12 protein-coding genes and 1 pseudogene are annotated in these 13,628 nt (G+C 72.4%); 8 read left to right on the top strand and 5 right to left on the bottom strand.

What is annotated here, in order from left to right; all coding sequences use genetic code 11:
* Positions 1-99: 99 nt before the first annotated feature.
* Positions 100-1,578 (top strand): NCS1 family nucleobase:cation symporter-1, encoded by a 1,479-nt coding sequence (locus OG352_RS10520; RefSeq protein ID WP_329216242.1) that lies wholly within the window; start codon positions 100-102, stop codon positions 1,576-1,578.
* 5 nt (positions 1,579-1,583) lie between these two features.
* Positions 1,584-2,315 carry an aspartate/glutamate racemase family protein gene (locus OG352_RS10515; protein ID WP_329216241.1) on the top strand — a complete coding sequence of 244 codons (732 nt, stop codon included), beginning with the start codon at positions 1,584-1,586 and terminating at the stop codon, positions 2,313-2,315.
* Between the two features lie 153 nt (positions 2,316-2,468).
* Here the strand turns inward: OG352_RS10515 and OG352_RS10510 are convergent, their stop codons facing one another.
* On the bottom strand, positions 2,469-2,714 hold the full coding sequence (locus OG352_RS10510; RefSeq protein ID WP_329216240.1) for a hypothetical protein: 246 nt from the start codon (positions 2,712-2,714) through the stop codon (positions 2,469-2,471).
* A gap of 461 nt (positions 2,715-3,175) precedes the next feature.
* Between OG352_RS10510 and OG352_RS10505 the strand changes: the two genes are divergently transcribed.
* From OG352_RS10505 to OG352_RS10495, 3 genes and pseudogenes are all read left to right on the top strand, one after another.
* The gene (locus OG352_RS10505) at positions 3,176-5,035 is read left to right on the top strand and encodes an FUSC family protein (protein ID WP_329223781.1); all 1,860 of its coding nucleotides are present in this window, start codon (positions 3,176-3,178) and stop codon (positions 5,033-5,035) included.
* A gap of 137 nt (positions 5,036-5,172) precedes the next feature.
* Positions 5,173-5,818 (top strand): annotated as a pseudogene (locus tag OG352_RS10500) (DUF899 domain-containing protein).
* A gap of 131 nt (positions 5,819-5,949) precedes the next feature.
* The gene (locus tag OG352_RS10495) at positions 5,950-6,156 is read left to right on the top strand and encodes a hypothetical protein (protein ID WP_329224185.1); all 207 of its coding nucleotides are present in this window, start codon (positions 5,950-5,952) and stop codon (positions 6,154-6,156) included.
* A 79-nt stretch (positions 6,157-6,235) separates the two neighbouring features.
* Here OG352_RS10495 and OG352_RS10490 read toward each other — a convergent pair whose 3' ends face one another.
* From OG352_RS10490 to OG352_RS10480, 3 genes are all read right to left on the bottom strand, one after another.
* On the bottom strand, positions 6,236-8,149 hold the full coding sequence (locus OG352_RS10490) for an ABC transporter ATP-binding protein (RefSeq protein WP_329216239.1): 1,914 nt from the start codon (positions 8,147-8,149) through the stop codon (positions 6,236-6,238).
* Between the two features lie 359 nt (positions 8,150-8,508).
* Complete coding sequence (locus tag OG352_RS10485) at positions 8,509-8,961, bottom strand: hypothetical protein (protein WP_329216238.1); 453 nt, start codon at positions 8,959-8,961, stop codon at positions 8,509-8,511.
* Entirely contained in the window at positions 8,958-9,902 is a 945-nt protein-coding gene (locus OG352_RS10480; protein WP_329216237.1) for an ATP-binding protein, read from the bottom strand. Before OG352_RS10480 ends, OG352_RS10485 begins: the two co-directional genes overlap by 4 nt.
* A gap of 278 nt (positions 9,903-10,180) precedes the next feature.
* On the opposite strand from OG352_RS10480, the gene OG352_RS10475 reads away from it, so the two are divergent.
* Positions 10,181-11,041, top strand: coding sequence for a helix-turn-helix domain-containing protein (locus tag OG352_RS10475; RefSeq protein ID WP_329216235.1), 861 nt, complete (start codon positions 10,181-10,183; stop codon positions 11,039-11,041).
* The gene (locus tag OG352_RS10470; RefSeq protein ID WP_329216234.1) at positions 11,042-11,317 is read left to right on the top strand and encodes a DUF397 domain-containing protein; all 276 of its coding nucleotides are present in this window, start codon (positions 11,042-11,044) and stop codon (positions 11,315-11,317) included.
* A gap of 128 nt (positions 11,318-11,445) precedes the next feature.
* Here the strand turns inward: OG352_RS10470 and pdxR are convergent, their stop codons facing one another.
* Entirely contained in the window at positions 11,446-12,948 is a 1,503-nt protein-coding gene (gene pdxR / locus OG352_RS10465) for a MocR-like pyridoxine biosynthesis transcription factor PdxR (protein WP_329216233.1), read from the bottom strand.
* Between the two features lie 47 nt (positions 12,949-12,995).
* On the opposite strand from pdxR, the gene OG352_RS10460 reads away from it, so the two are divergent.
* Positions 12,996-13,502 (top strand): carboxymuconolactone decarboxylase family protein, encoded by a 507-nt coding sequence (locus OG352_RS10460; RefSeq protein ID WP_443072198.1) that lies wholly within the window; start codon positions 12,996-12,998, stop codon positions 13,500-13,502.
* The last annotated feature ends 126 nt before the right edge of the window (positions 13,503-13,628 follow it).

The raw sequence follows: 13,628 nt of genomic DNA, 5'->3' as shown, positions 1-13,628 counted from the left end.
TGGTCGGAATGCTTGACGGCGAGACCATGTCGGGAGTTTGGTATACCAAACGACCCCGGCCTAGCAGTCCTCCTCCGTCCCCTCGCCCATGGAGGCCCCGTGTCCCTCGCCGACAGAGCCGAAGTCACCGACGCACCGGCGTTCGTCCCCGATCCCCGGCTCGCCAACGAAGACCTGGTGCCCGCCGAGAAGCGGAACTGGAAGGTCTTCGACCTCTTCGCCATGTGGATGTCGGACGTCCACAACCTCGGCAACTACACCTTCGCCGCCGGCCTGCTGGTCCTCGGCATGAACGTGTGGCAGATCTTCACCTCCCTCCTCGTCGGCTTCGTGCTCATCTACATCGGCATGAACTGGATGGGGAAGATCGGCCAGCGCCACGGCGTCCCCTTCCCGGTGGTCAGCCGCATCAGCTTCGGCGTCTGGGGCGCCAACATCCCCGCCCTCATCCGCGCCGTGATCGCCATCATGTGGTATGGCATCCAGACCTACCTGGCCTCCGTCGCCGTCAACGTGATGCTGCTGGCGGCCTGGCCGGGCCTGGAGTCCTGGACGCACAGCTCCTTCCTGGGCCTCGACGCGCTCGGCTGGATCTCCTTCCTGTCGCTCTGGCTGGTCCAGGCGCTGATCATCAGCCAGGGCATGGAGTCGGTGCGCAAGTTCCAGGACTTCTGCGGCCCGGCGATCTGGCTGGTGATGATCGCGCTGGCGATCTGGGTCCTGTCCAAGGCCGGCTGGACCATCTCGCTCACCTCCACCCCGCACCCCGTCTCCGTGGGCGAGCAGTGGCGGCAGTGGTTCGGCGCGATCGGCCTGATCCTCGCCACCTACGGCACGCTGATGCTGAACTTCTGCGACTTCTCCCGCTTCGCCCCCGACTACAAGACGGTCCGCCGCGGCAACTTCTGGGGGCTGCCGCTCAACTCGACGGCGTTCGTGGTCGTCTCCGTGATCGTCACCGCCGGCTCGCTGGAGGTGTTCGGCGAGGCCATCACCGACCCGGCGGAGCTGGTCGCCAAGGTCGGCAACACCTGGGTGCTGATCCTGGGCGCGCTCACCTTCGCCATCGCCACCATGGGCGTCAACATCGTCGCCAACTTCGTGTCGCCGGCGTACGACCTCGCCAACGTCTGGCCGCAGAAGATCAGCTTCAGGATCGGCGGCATGATCAGCACGGTGGCCGCCCTGGTCGTCACCCCCTGGAACCTCTTCTCCAACCCGACCGTCGTCAACTACTTCCTCGGCGGACTCGGCGCCTTCCTCGGCCCCCTGTTCGGCGTGATCATGGTCGACTACTACTGGGTCAAGCGCGGCCGCGTCGACGTGAACGAGCTGTTCGACGCCACCCCCGGCTCCCGCTACTACTACCGCAAGGGCGTCAACTCCAAGGCCCTGTGGGCGTTCCTCCCCTCCGCGGCGGTCGCGGCGGTGCTCGCGCTGGTGAAGACGTTCAGCGACGTCGCCCCGTACTCCTGGTTCATCGGGACGGCCCTCGGCGCCGGCCTGTACGTGCTGCTGTGCCGCGACGAGCGGACGGCCGGATCCGAGGTCGCCGCCGAGAAGCCCGTGGAGGTCTGAGAAGCGTGCGGAACGCGCGGGACGTACGGATCGTCGTCACCAACTGCAACACCACGCGGGAGATGACCGAGGAGATCGTGCGAGGTGCCCGGGCCGCGGCTGGCCCGGGCACCGCCGTGACCGGTCTGACCCCCGTCTGGGGACCCGAGTCGGCGGAGGGCTGGCTCGACAGCTATCTCTCCGCCGCTGCGGTCATCGACACGCTGCGCACCTACGACGGCCCGCCCTACGACGCCGTCGTCATGGCCGGCTTCGGTGAGCACGGACGCGAGGGCGTACGGGAGCTGGTCGACGTGCCTGTCGTCGACATCACCGAGGCCGCGGCCCACCTGGCCTGCCTGCTGGGCCGCCGCTACGGCGTCGTCACCACCCTGGAACGGTCCTGCGGCCAGATCGAGGACAGCCTGGAACTGGCCGGGGTGGGCCGCAACTGCGCCGCCGTCGTCGGCACCGGTCTCGGAGTCCTCGACCTCGGCGACACCGACCGCACGGAGGCGGCCTTCCTCGCCGCCGCCGAGCGGGCCCGGGACGCGGGAGCCGAGGTGCTGGTGCTGGGGTGCGCCGGAATGACGGGACTCCAGCGGACGGTGGGGGAGAAGCTCGGCCTTCCGGTCGTCGACGGAGTCGGGGCGGCGGTGAAGCTGGCGGAGGCGCTGGTGGGGCTGCGTCTGACGACCAGCCGCGCGGGGAGCTTCGCGAAGCCCGTGCCGAAGCGGAGGGTCTGGCGGGCCGAGTAGCGGGGCGCGCGGCGGGCTGGGTCGCGGAGTGTCCGGCGGACCGGGCGGACCGGGCGGACCAAGTGGGCCGGGCGGACCGGGTGGACGGGGTGGACGGGCGGCGCGGGCACGGCACTGGGAGGGTGACGGCTCTGAGGAGGGTGACGTCCTTGTTCACGGGGACTCCTCGTGTCCGCCGGCCCGTGGGGCGCAGCCCTTCAGGAACTCCTCGCCGCGCTCGGCCGCCTCGACCCGCTCGACGCGGTAGAGGCGCACCTGCGGTGCGGCCCGCGTGCGTGGGTCGAGGCTGAGCCGGTCCGGCGGCCCGAGCAGTCGGTGCACCAGCGCGCCCGTCCATCCCCGCATCCGCAGTCCGGCCAGCGACACGTACCGCCGTCCGTCCTCCACGTACCTCTCCAAGACCCGCTCCCCCCGCCGCACTCCTGCCGTCACGCTCTGTGACGACACACTCCCCATTGAAGCGCGCCCCACTGACAATCGCCTCGCGGCGGACAACCGTGGACAACCTCGCTTCCGGCCTTGCGTTCATAAAGAACCCGGGATTCCGGCCGGGCGTCACCTCACCGAGACGTGACCGGCCCGACCTCGCCAGGATCGCCCCGTACCGTGGACACCACAGCTCACCGATGACCTGATCCGCCGACTCGACCCGACACGCCGACTCGACCCGACACGCCGACTCGACCCGACACGCCGACTCGACCTGACTCGACCGCCCCGGCCACCGTCGCCCGAAGGCACACCCCCGCCCTCGCACCGACAGGAGCTTCGTGTCCCCGCGCTCGTCCGCACCCGTCCACTCCCGCGCACCCGTCCACTCCCGCGTATTCGCCGCTCTCCCGCCCTGGCTCGCCCACCCCTTGCGCGCCCAGCGCGGTCCCGTGCCCTGGAGCGCGGTCACGCGCGGGGCGCTCGCGGCGGGACCCCTGCTGCTCGTCGGCGTCCTCGTCGACCGCACGTCCCTCGGGGTCGTCGCCGCCATCGCCGCGATGCTCGCCGGGATCAACGACCGGCCCGGCAGCCGGCGGGTCTCCGTCCGGCGGCTCGGGGAGCCCGCGCTCGCGGGTGCGGGCGGGCTGCTCGTCGGGACGTACGTCGGGGGTCACGTCGGGGCCGTCGTGCTGACGGCCGTCCTCACCGGCCTCGGGCTCCTCGCCGGCGGGATGAGCGCCATCGGGCCCGTCGCCTCCGGGGCGGGCACGCAGTTGCTGGTCGCGGCGGCGATCGGCGCCGGGATGCCGGTGCCGGAGCCGGGCTGGACACTCGCCCTCGCCTACCTCGCCGGGGCGGCGTGGCTGCTCGCACTGCGGCTCGCGCTGCCCACGCCGGGGGCCCTGACCGGCGACTTCCGGTTCGACGGGGAACGGGACGCGGTGGCCCGGGTGTACGACGCCGTCGCGGAACTGCTCGACGCCGTCGGCACCGAGCACGCCACCGCCCGCCGCGCCGCTCTCACCGCCGCCCTCGACCACGCCCAGGACGCCCTCGCCGGCCCCCGGCTGCGGCGCTACGCCAGCTCCTCGGCCGAACGGCGGCTGCACGCCCAGTACGCCGCCGCGCTGCCCCTCGCCGAGGCCGCGACCGCGCTCGCATGGGGCGGGGAGCCCGTCTCCGAACGGGCCCTGGCCGGACCCCGGCGGCTCGCCGCCGCCGTACGCGAGAACACGCACACCGGGTCGCTGCCCGCGCCCGCCCGGTCCGCGCCCGCGCTGCGCGCCCTCGACGACGCCCTGCTGCACGCCGCCGACGCCTTCGACGAAGGCGGCGGGGGCGACCTGCACACCCGTCGGCGCAGTGCCCGAGCCCTGCTGCGCGCCGCGTTCGGGGCGGGCGGGCGCGAGTACGGGCTGCGGGTCGGCCTCTCCTTCGGGGCCAGCGCCGCCATCGCGCAGGCCCTGCACCACTCCCACTGGTACGGGCAGCACACGCACTGGTACTGGCTGCCCGCCACCGCCGTCTTCCTGGTCAAGCCCGACCTCGGGCCCCTGGTGTCCCGGGTGCTGTCCCGGGCGGCGGGGACCTTGCTCGGGGCGCTGCTCTTCGCCGGGTTCGCCGCCGTGCTGCCCCGGCCGGAGGGGCTCGTGGCGCTGGTCGCCCTCTGCGGTGCGCTGATACCGGTCTCCACCCGGCACTTCGCCGCCCAGACCGCCGTCGCCACCGTGCTCGTGCTGTCCCTGGTGATGGTCGGCGGGGAGCCGCAGGCCTCCGTCAGCCGGATCGCGGAAACGCTGCTGGCCTGCGCGATCGTGCTGATCGTCGGGCATCTGCCGATGGCGGGGGAGCGGGGCGGCCAGGTACGCGCCCAACTGGCCGTGGCGGCCGGCGCCGCGCACGCCTACCTCACCCACGTCCTCGACGGACCCGAGGGCCCTGACGGCTCGGACGGACCCGAGGGCTCCGACGGCTCCGACGACCGCGCCGTCCGCTGGACCCTGCGCCGCGAGGCCTACCGCACCCTCGCCGGGGCCCGCACCGCCAGCGCCCTCGCCGCCCACGAACTCCCGGCCCTCGCCCGGCACACGGAGGGCACGGACGAGTTCGCCGCCCTCCTCGAACGCCTCGTCGACACAACCACCGCCTGCGCCGTCCACCTCGACGACACCGGCCACCTCACCCCCCACCACCGCCGGCAACTCACCGAACTCCTCACCGAACTCGCCACCCGAAGGGAACGGATAGGCCTCCCGGCCACCGCCCCGACACTGCCGACGGCGGTGTAGCCCCGCCCTGGCTCGTTTTGCGGGTCACGGCTCACTCCACGAAAGCACTGCACGCAAAAACGTTCGGCGGCGGCGATGAGTTCCGCGCCGCCCGAAAGTCACCCCCTCCGACGGACCGTTGCACAGGAGGGGCAGCCATGGCGCATCCGGAGCTTCCGGAGATCGTCTCGCGTGCGCAGTGGCGCACCGCGCGCGAAGAACTGCTGGCCAAGGAGAAAGCGGTGGCACGCGCGTGACGCGCTGAACGCCGAGCGCCGCCGACTGCCCATGGTCGAGGTCGACGAGGAGTACGTCTTCGACGGCGGCAACGGCAAGGCCAGGCTCCTCGACCTCTTCGACGGCCGTCACCAACTCGTCGTCCACCACTTCATGTTCGCCCCCGAGTGGGAGACCGGCTGCCGCTGCTGCGCGGCCTTCCTCGACCAGGTCGGCCACCTCGCGCACCTGAACGCGCGCGGGACCTCGTTCGCCGCCGTGTCCCGGGCGCCGTTCACGAGGATCCTGCCGTTCAAGGCGCGGATGGGCTGGACGCTGCCCTGGGACTCCTCGGACGACGACGACTTCAACCGCGACTTCGAGGCGACGGTGGAGCAGGACGGGGGCTTCGTCGAGCGGCCCGGAGTCAGTTGCTTCCTGCGCGAGGGCGACCGCGTCTTCCATACCTGTACGACGTTCGAGCGCGGGCTCGACCGACTCGGCCCGGCGACCAGCTTCCTGGACCTGACGGCTATGGGACCCGCAGGCGCTACCCGCGTCCGCTACCACGACGAGTACGGAGGTTGACACGGAAGGTGTCTGAGATGTTCGGAAAGTGACCGGATCCTCACAGTCCGCGCCGAATCCGTGTCAACTACGTCTCAGTCCCGCAACCGGGCGAGGCGTTCGACGTCCGATGAGCGTTAACTCCTACAAGCATGACGCTCATCGGAGGCCGGAGGTGCGAGATGGTGAACGGGCGGACCGTGCTCGAACGCTTTCCCGCGGGTGGGCCGCGCGGGTCGTGGCCGGCGGAGGAGTTCGCGCACGCGCGGCGCATGGAGGGGCTGCCCGCCGAGGTCGTCATGGACCTCGCCACGGACACGTTCCTGGTGGTCGTCCCGGGCAGCGACGCCACACGGTGAGCCGTCGGCCGGCCGGCCAGGGTCGGGCAGCCTGCCCGTGAGGGATCAGCCCGCCTGCGACGGGTCAGCCTGCGAGGTGTCAGCCCGCCTGTGACGGGGCGGGCACCCGCGTAGTGAACTGATCGGCCTGGAGTGCGTACAGCTCGGCGTAGACGCCACCGCCCGCCAGCAGCTCGTCCGGAGTCCCGGACTCCACCAGCCGGCCCTGGTCCAGGACGTGCACCAGGTCCGCATGCCGGACCGACGCCAGCCGATGGGTGATCAGGACGACCGTCTGGCCGCTGTCGGCCAGCGCGCGGATCTTCTCGAAGACCTCCAGCTCGGCCCGGGCGTCCAGCGCCGCCGTCGGCTCGTCCACGATCAGGATGCGCCCGCGCCGGTATGCCGCCCGCGCGATGCCGAGGCGCTGCCACTGGCCGCCGGACAGCTCGTGACCGCCGCTGAAGTGCCGGGCCAGCAGGGTGTCCAGACCGCGCGGCAGATCCGCGACGACGTCCTCCGCGCCCGCCTCCGCGACCGACGCGGCCAGCCGCTCCTCGGTGAGCGGCACGGCGCTGCGGCCGATGGCCACGTTGACCCGGGCCGTGAACGGCCACCGCTTGAAGTCCTGCGCCACCATCGCGACCCGCTCCGCCAGTTGGTGCCGGTCCGCGCCCGCCGCGTCCACGTCGTCCCACAGGATCCGCCCCCGGTCCGGCTTGTACAGCCCGGCCAGCAGCTTCACCAGGGTCGTCTTGCCGGAGCCGTTCTCGCCGACGAGCGCGATGATCCGGCCGAGGGGGAGCGCGAGGCTGATGTCGTCGAGGGCGGGGCGCGCCGACTCACCCGGGTAGCCGAAGGTGACGTTCTCGAAGCGGATTTCGCGCGGATCCTCCGGCAGGGCCGTACCGCCCACCGGGATCGCCCGTTCGGCCGCCTCGACGTACAGGCGTTGCAGGTCGCCCACGAACAGGGCTTCCTCGTGCAGTTGGTTGACCTCCAGGACGAGGGTGTTCAGGCTCGCGGAGCCGCTGCGGATCGCGATCACGGCCGTGCCCGCCACCGCCAGCGCCATCGTCTTGGTCAGCAGCAGGGCGCCGAGGGTGGCGTAGGTCGCCAGGGTCGCGAGGCCCGTCCAGGTCGCCGCGATCAGGCCGGTGCGGGCCGCGAGCCGGGCCAGCCGGGCCTGCTCCGCCTCCGCGGTCTCCGACATCGCGCGGAAGTGCCGCAGCAGGAAGGGCCCGACCCCGTGGACGCGGATCTCGGGCGCGGCCTCCGGCTCGGTGAGGAGACCGGCGATCAGATGACCCGCGCGCGCGTGCTGCACCCAGGTGTGGAACGACTCGTAGCGGCGCCGGGCGTTCGTCAGGGCGCTCCAGGCGCTGGGCAGCGTCATCGTCACCAGCAGCGGCAGCAGGAACGGGTGCAGCACGGTCAGCACGCCGGCCGCCGCGGCCAGCGAGATCATCGCGTTCACGACACGCGTGCCGTGGCTGATCATGTAACGGCTGGACCGGGCGCCGTACTGCGCGGTGTCCAGCAGCTTGTGGAAGGCGTGGTCCTCGATCGCGGCGAGCTCCACGGCCGCCGCCCGCTCCAGGTACAGCTCGGTCGCCACCCGCTCCACCTTGGGCTCCAGCCGCCCGGTGGCGTACGTCGACGCGGCCCGCAGCACCACTCCGACGAGCAGGACGACGGCCATGGCGGCCAGCGCGGGGGCGGCGCCGCGCAACCGGTCCTCGATCGGGCCGCCGGTGATCAGCCGGCCCAGCACACTGTTCACCGCGAGCAGACTCACCGCCTGCGTCACGCCCCGGCCCACCTCCGCGACCAGCACGATCCGGGCGGCGCGCGGGTCGGCCTGGCGGGCCAGCCGGAAACTGGCGGAGAGGAGGGAGGGCAGCTCGGTGATCATGGCGCGGAAGTTCAGCTCCAGGAAGGCGTCCGTGTGCTGGTTCCAGCCCGTGTCGTAGCGGAGCGGACCGCCGAACAGCAGCCGCTCCGACTCGGACACGTCACGCTCGTCGGAACCCTGCGGTTTCCCAGCCTTCCCAGCCGTCGCCGCCTTCCCTGACGGCTCCGCTTTCTCGGACCGCCGCGTCTTCTCCGATTTCCCTGTCTTCGCCGGCTGCTCCGCTTCCTCCGCCTGTCCCACCGTCGGCCTCCCCATGCGCTCGTGGACGACGGCCACTATCGCGGGACGAGACGCGTGCGGGCAGGGCGCGGGAGGAGGGAGCCGGGACGCGCGGGCGTGCGCTGGGCAGGGCGTCGCGGACGGTGCCTGGACGGCCTGGCGGAAGGCAAGACGTGGAAGACGGGACGCCGGAAGACCGGAAGACCGGACGCGAAAGGGCGGGACGCGAAAGGCAGGGGCTACGCGCTGATCGGCCGCGACCATACGGGCGTCGTGCCGGTGAGGCGGCACAGGGCCAGGTAGAGGGGTATCGGCGGGGTGTACGGGAGCGTGCCGTCCGGTCGGTGGACGAGGCCGGGGAGGCGCGTCGCGTCCGGGACGCTCGCGCCCATGGAGTAGCGGGCCGGGGCGGGCCATTCCAGGGCGTAGTCGGAGTCGGCGGGGACCAGCCACCACCAGTGCGCCTCGTCGGCGAAGACGCAGCCCATGCGCGGCAGGCGCGGCATGAGCAGCGGGCCGAGATGGGCCGGGACGGACACGGCGTCGCAGCCCAGGGGGGCCGTCATCCCGTCGGGCACGGCCAGCCGGTGCACAGGTTCGGGGGCGGGGGCGGAAGCCCCGGCCGGACCGCGCTTCAGGCGTACGAGCGTGTCCAGGCTCAGCACCCGAGCCCGACCGGGGCCGGCGTTCATATCCTTCCCCGCTCGCGGCCGTGTTCGAGCGGCAGCGCGATCGGGAGCGGGACGGGGAGTGGGAGCGGGTGGGCGCCGGCGGGGTGGCCGGGTATCCGTGCGTCGCGCGCGACGCGGGCGTCGTGCTCGGGGGCGCGGTGCCGCTGTGGCGTCACGCGGCGAGCCGGACCGTCGGCGGCCTGGTCGGGCACTCCCCGTCGGCGCTGCTCGGCGGGCCGGTGGTGCTGCTCCGCGGGCTCGCCCTCGTCACCGGGGCCGTCGGACGGTCCCGGCTTCGGGCGGGCGCCCCAGCCGAGGTCGTTGCGGGGCCCGGCGGGGCCGGTGCGCGGTGCGCCGGTGGTGCCGGGGGCGTCGGGGAACTCGTCCAGGGTGTCGAGGAGCTCGCCCAGGTCGGCGTGGCGCTGCTCGGCGGGGTCGACGCCCAGGCTGTTGCGGGGTTCGGCGGGGTCGCGGGGCGCGTCGGCCTTGCGGGGCAGGTCGGCCCAGACCAGCAGGCCGGGCCCGTGCTCATGGGCGCCCCAGGCGTGACAGAGGGCCTCGACGAGGAGCAAACCCCTCCCGTGTTCCGCCTCGGGACGCTGCGGGGAGGGGTGGGGCTCACCCGGCGCGCAACCCTCGTCACGCACGGCTATGCGGACCAGGTGGTCGGTGTCGTGCAGCTCGCAGACGACGACGTCGCTCGCGGTGTGCACGATCGCGTTGGTGACCAGCTCGGTGATGACCAGAGCGGCGGAGTCACACGTGTCCGCGCACACCGACCAGCCGGTCAGCCGGGCCCTCGTCAGGCGTCTGGCCTGGGCGGGGGAACCCGGATGGGCGGCCAGTTCGAATCGGAACCGGCGCTCGGCAGCGGCCTGGTCGGGGCCTGCTCCCGCGCTGGCACCGAGACCCTGGGGGCGGCCTGCGGCGGCGTCTGTTCCTAAGGGCGCGGACGGAATCACGCTTGCCACTATCGCCCCGCCGTGAACACTTGGCAAGTGTCACTCTGAAAAATGCAGAGTGCCGTATGACGTGGTGAAGGGCCGTGGCACACTGCTCGCAACAGCACGTCGAACGGCGCCAATTGGGATCATTGGAGAATCCGTACACAGTCGTACAGATCTTCGAATCAGGTCTTCGAGTGGCGCCGTAGGGCTGTCGGGATTCTTTTCGTGACCGGCCGGGTCGGGGCCCGCGTTAGCGCCCGCGCGGCCCACCGGGCTCTTCGTGGAGGTGGAGCGTGAGCGAACCACGGTCCGCGCCGACGGTCGGACAGGTCGTCCTCGGCCGGCGCCTCCTGGACCTGCGGGAACGCGCCGGGCTCAAGCGCGAGGAAGCCGCCCGCATCCTGCGCGTCGCGCCCGCCACCGTCCGCCGTATGGAGATGGCCGAGGTCGGCCTCAAGATCCCGTACATGCAACTGCTGCTCAAGGCCTACGGCGTCACCGACGAGGAGGCCGACGGCTTCGTCCAACTCGCCGAGGACGCCAACAGGCCGGGCTGGTGGCAGCGGTTCCACGACGTCCTGCCGGGCTGGTTCTCGATGCACGTCAGCCTCGAGGGCGCCGCCTCCCTCATCCGCCAGTACGAGCCCCACTTCGTCCCCGGCCTGCTCCAGACCGAGCACTACGCGCGTGGCGTCCTGACCTCCGGCGCCATCGGCCAGACCCGGCCCGAGGACATCGAGCGCCTCGTCGACCTGCGCATACAACGCCAGGATCTGCTCACCCGTCAGGACGCGCCCCGGTTGTGGGTGGTGATGGACGAGACGGTGCTGCGCCGCCCGGTCGGCGGCCCGGAGGTGATGCGCGCGCAGATCGACAAACTGCTCGACGCCGCGGAGCTGCCCCACGTGACGCTGCAAGTAGCCCCGTTCGCGAACGGGCCGCATCCGGGCACGTACGGGCCCTTCGTGCTGTTCCGATTCGCCATGCCGGAGCTTCCGGACATGGTCTACAGCGAGTACCTGACCGGCGCCGTCTACCTCGACGCGCGCACCGAGGTGGCGACCCACCTCGAGGTCATGGACCGCATGGCGGCGCAGGCCGCCACAGCACATCGCACGAAGGAGATCCTCCGGGATCTCCGCAAGGAGTTGTGAATGGATCGCATCAAGACCTCGTCCAGGCCGCGGGTCCGCGCTCAGCGGATCTACAACGGCATGCCCGCCCGGGAACTGGGCAGCGAGGGCTGGCACAAGCCGTGGAGCGGCGGCAACGGCGGCAACTGCCTGGAGGCGATGAAGCTCGCCGACGGCCGCATCGCCGTCCGGCAGTCCACCGACCCCGACGGTCCGGCGCTGATCTACACCTCCGACGAGATGACGGCCTTCATCGAGGGAGCCAAGGCGGGAGAGGCGGACTTCCTGCTCTCCTGACCCGCCCTGCTGATTGACTGAAGCGTGCGCGGTGGCACGAGTCAACTGTGTCTTCCTGCGACGATCTATGGGGGTCTACGGGGATTTACGGGGGTCTGCGTAGCGCGTCACAGCTGACTCGCGGCGCCTCATCCGGACGCGGGACCCCGCTGCGCGTTCCGTGGCAGCGCCCTGCACAGTGCGTCCAACGCCGCCCCGTACGCGTGCTCCGACGGGGTCGCGTATCCGACGACGAGGCCGTCCTGCGGGGTCATGTCCGTCGCCGGATGCCGGAACGCGGCCAGGCCGTCCAGGGCCACGCCCTGCCGTGCGGCCGCCGTCACCGTGGGCCGCTCGGTGCCGGGCGGCAGCCGCAGCACCGCGTGGAGCCCGGCCGCGACCCCGGTGACCTCCACGTGCGGCGCGTGTGCGGCGAGCGCCTCGACCAGCCGGTCCCGACGGGCGCGGTAACGCTGCCGCATACGCCGTACGTGACGGTCGTACGCCCCGGACGCGACGAGGTCGGCCAGGGCGAGCTGGTCGAGGACGCCCGCCCAGGCCTCCCGTTCGCCCTTGGCGGCCAGGACGCCGGCGACGTACCGCTCGGGCAGCACCATCCACCCGAGACGCAGCGCGGGCGACAGGCTCTTGCTGACCGAGCCGACGTAGATCACCCGCTCGGGATCGAGCCCCTGGACCGCGCCGACGGGCTTGCGGTCGTAGCGGAACTCGCCGTCGTAGTCGTCCTCGACGAGCACCCCGCCACGCGCGCGTGCCCAGTCGATCACGGCGTTCCGGCGGCTCGCGTGCAGCGGGCCGCCGGTCGGGAACTGGTGCGCGGGCGTGAGGAGGACGGCCCGCTCGCGCCCCAGCCGTTCGACGCGCGCCCCGTCGGCGTCCAGGGGGAGGGGAGTCGTCCGCACGCCCGCCGCGGCCAGCAGGTCGCGGTGAAAGTCCAGCCCGTACGCCTCCACGGCCAGCGGACCGCGCAGTACTCCGCTGCCCGGGGTGATCGCCGGGGTGGAAGCTGTCGTGAACGCAGGGATGAACGCCGGTGTGAACGCCGGGGTGAACAGGAGACGCAGGGCGTGGGCGAAGCCCGAGCAGATCACGATGCGCTCGGGCTCCGTGCGTACGCCACGCGCGCGTGCCAGGTACTCGGTCAGGGCCTCGCGCAGTTCCCGGCGTCCGGCGGGATCGCCCGGCCCGAACACCTCGTTGGGCGCCTGCTGGAGCGCCCGCCGGTAGGCGGACAGCCAGGCCGCGCGCGGGAACGACGACGCGTCCGGGGCGCCCTGCCGCAGGTCGTGCAGGGGGCCACGCGCGCGTGGAGGTGCCTCAACGGGCGGGCGCTCGGCGTGTCGCAGGGGTACGGCCCGGTCGGCGACCCGGGTGCCGGACCCCTGACGGGCGGTCAGCCAGCCCTCCGCGACGAGTTCCGCGTACGCGTCGGCCACCGTGTTGCGGGCGACGCCGAGGTCGGAGGCGAGCGAGCGGTACGGCGGCAGCCGGGTTCCCGGAGCGAGCCGCCCGCTGCGCACGGCCTCGCGCAGCGCGCGGATGAGAGCGGCCCGCCGCCCGCCCGGCCCCTCCACCGCGAGGTGCAGGTCGGCACCGATCCGCTCCGCGGAATTGACCCAAGAATTCGCCATGAAAATGCACCCTACGGGGGGTCTTTTCGGCCCCTAGGTTGAGACACATGACGACGAAGAACATGACGACGACGAACGCGGCGACGACGAACGCGACGACGGACAAGGCCCGCCTCGACTTCGGGAAGACCGCTCCCAAGGCGTTCCGCGCCCTCATCGGCTTCGACGCCGCCGCCCGCGAGGGCCTCGACGCGGCGCTCGTCGAACTCATCCAGATCCGCGCCTCGCACCTCAACCACTGCGCGTACTGCCTCCACATGCACACGAACGACGCCCGCAAGGCCGGCGAGAGCGAGGACCGGCTGCACATGGTCGCGGTCTGGCGCGAGGCCCGTCACTTCTTCACCGAGAAGGAACAGGCGGCCCTGGCCCTCACGGAGGCGGTCACGCTGGTCGCCGACGGAGGCGTCCCGGACGACGTCTACACCGAGGCCGCCGCCCGCTTCGACGAGCGCGAACTGGCCCAGGTGCTGGCCCTGATCTGCACGATCAACACCTGGAACCGGGTGGCCCTGGCCACGGGGAAGGTGGCGGGGACGGACGAGCGCCGCTGAAACCCGACGAGCAGGTGCTGAAGCCGACGAGCGGCGCTGAAACGATCCGTCCCAGGTGTGCCCCAGGCAGGCTCCAGGCAAGGTTCAGCCAAGGTCACACAAGTTCCATACGGGGGCCAGACGTGG

The organism is Streptomyces sp. NBC_01485 (assembly GCF_036227125.1).
GTDB lineage: Bacteria > Actinomycetota > Actinomycetes > Streptomycetales > Streptomycetaceae > Streptomyces.
Note: the sequence above shows the minus strand (reverse complement) of the source record. Positions and strands in the feature narration are given on the sequence as shown.

Excerpts from the sequence above, each read along its gene's own strand:
- OG352_RS10495 (WP_329224185.1), top strand. The coding sequence starts at position 5,950 with ATGACGCTCATCGGAGGCCGGAGGTGCGAGATGGTGAACGGGCGGACC.
- OG352_RS10485 (WP_329216238.1), bottom strand. The coding sequence starts at position 8,961 with ATGAACGCCGGCCCCGGTCGGGCTCGGGTGCTGAGCCTGGACACGCTC.
- OG352_RS10470 (WP_329216234.1), top strand. The coding sequence starts at position 11,042 with ATGGATCGCATCAAGACCTCGTCCAGGCCGCGGGTCCGCGCTCAGCGG.
- pdxR (WP_329216233.1), bottom strand. The coding sequence starts at position 12,948 with ATGGCGAATTCTTGGGTCAATTCCGCGGAGCGGATCGGTGCCGACCTG.
- OG352_RS10460 (WP_443072198.1), top strand. The coding sequence starts at position 12,996 with ATGACGACGAAGAACATGACGACGACGAACGCGGCGACGACGAACGCG.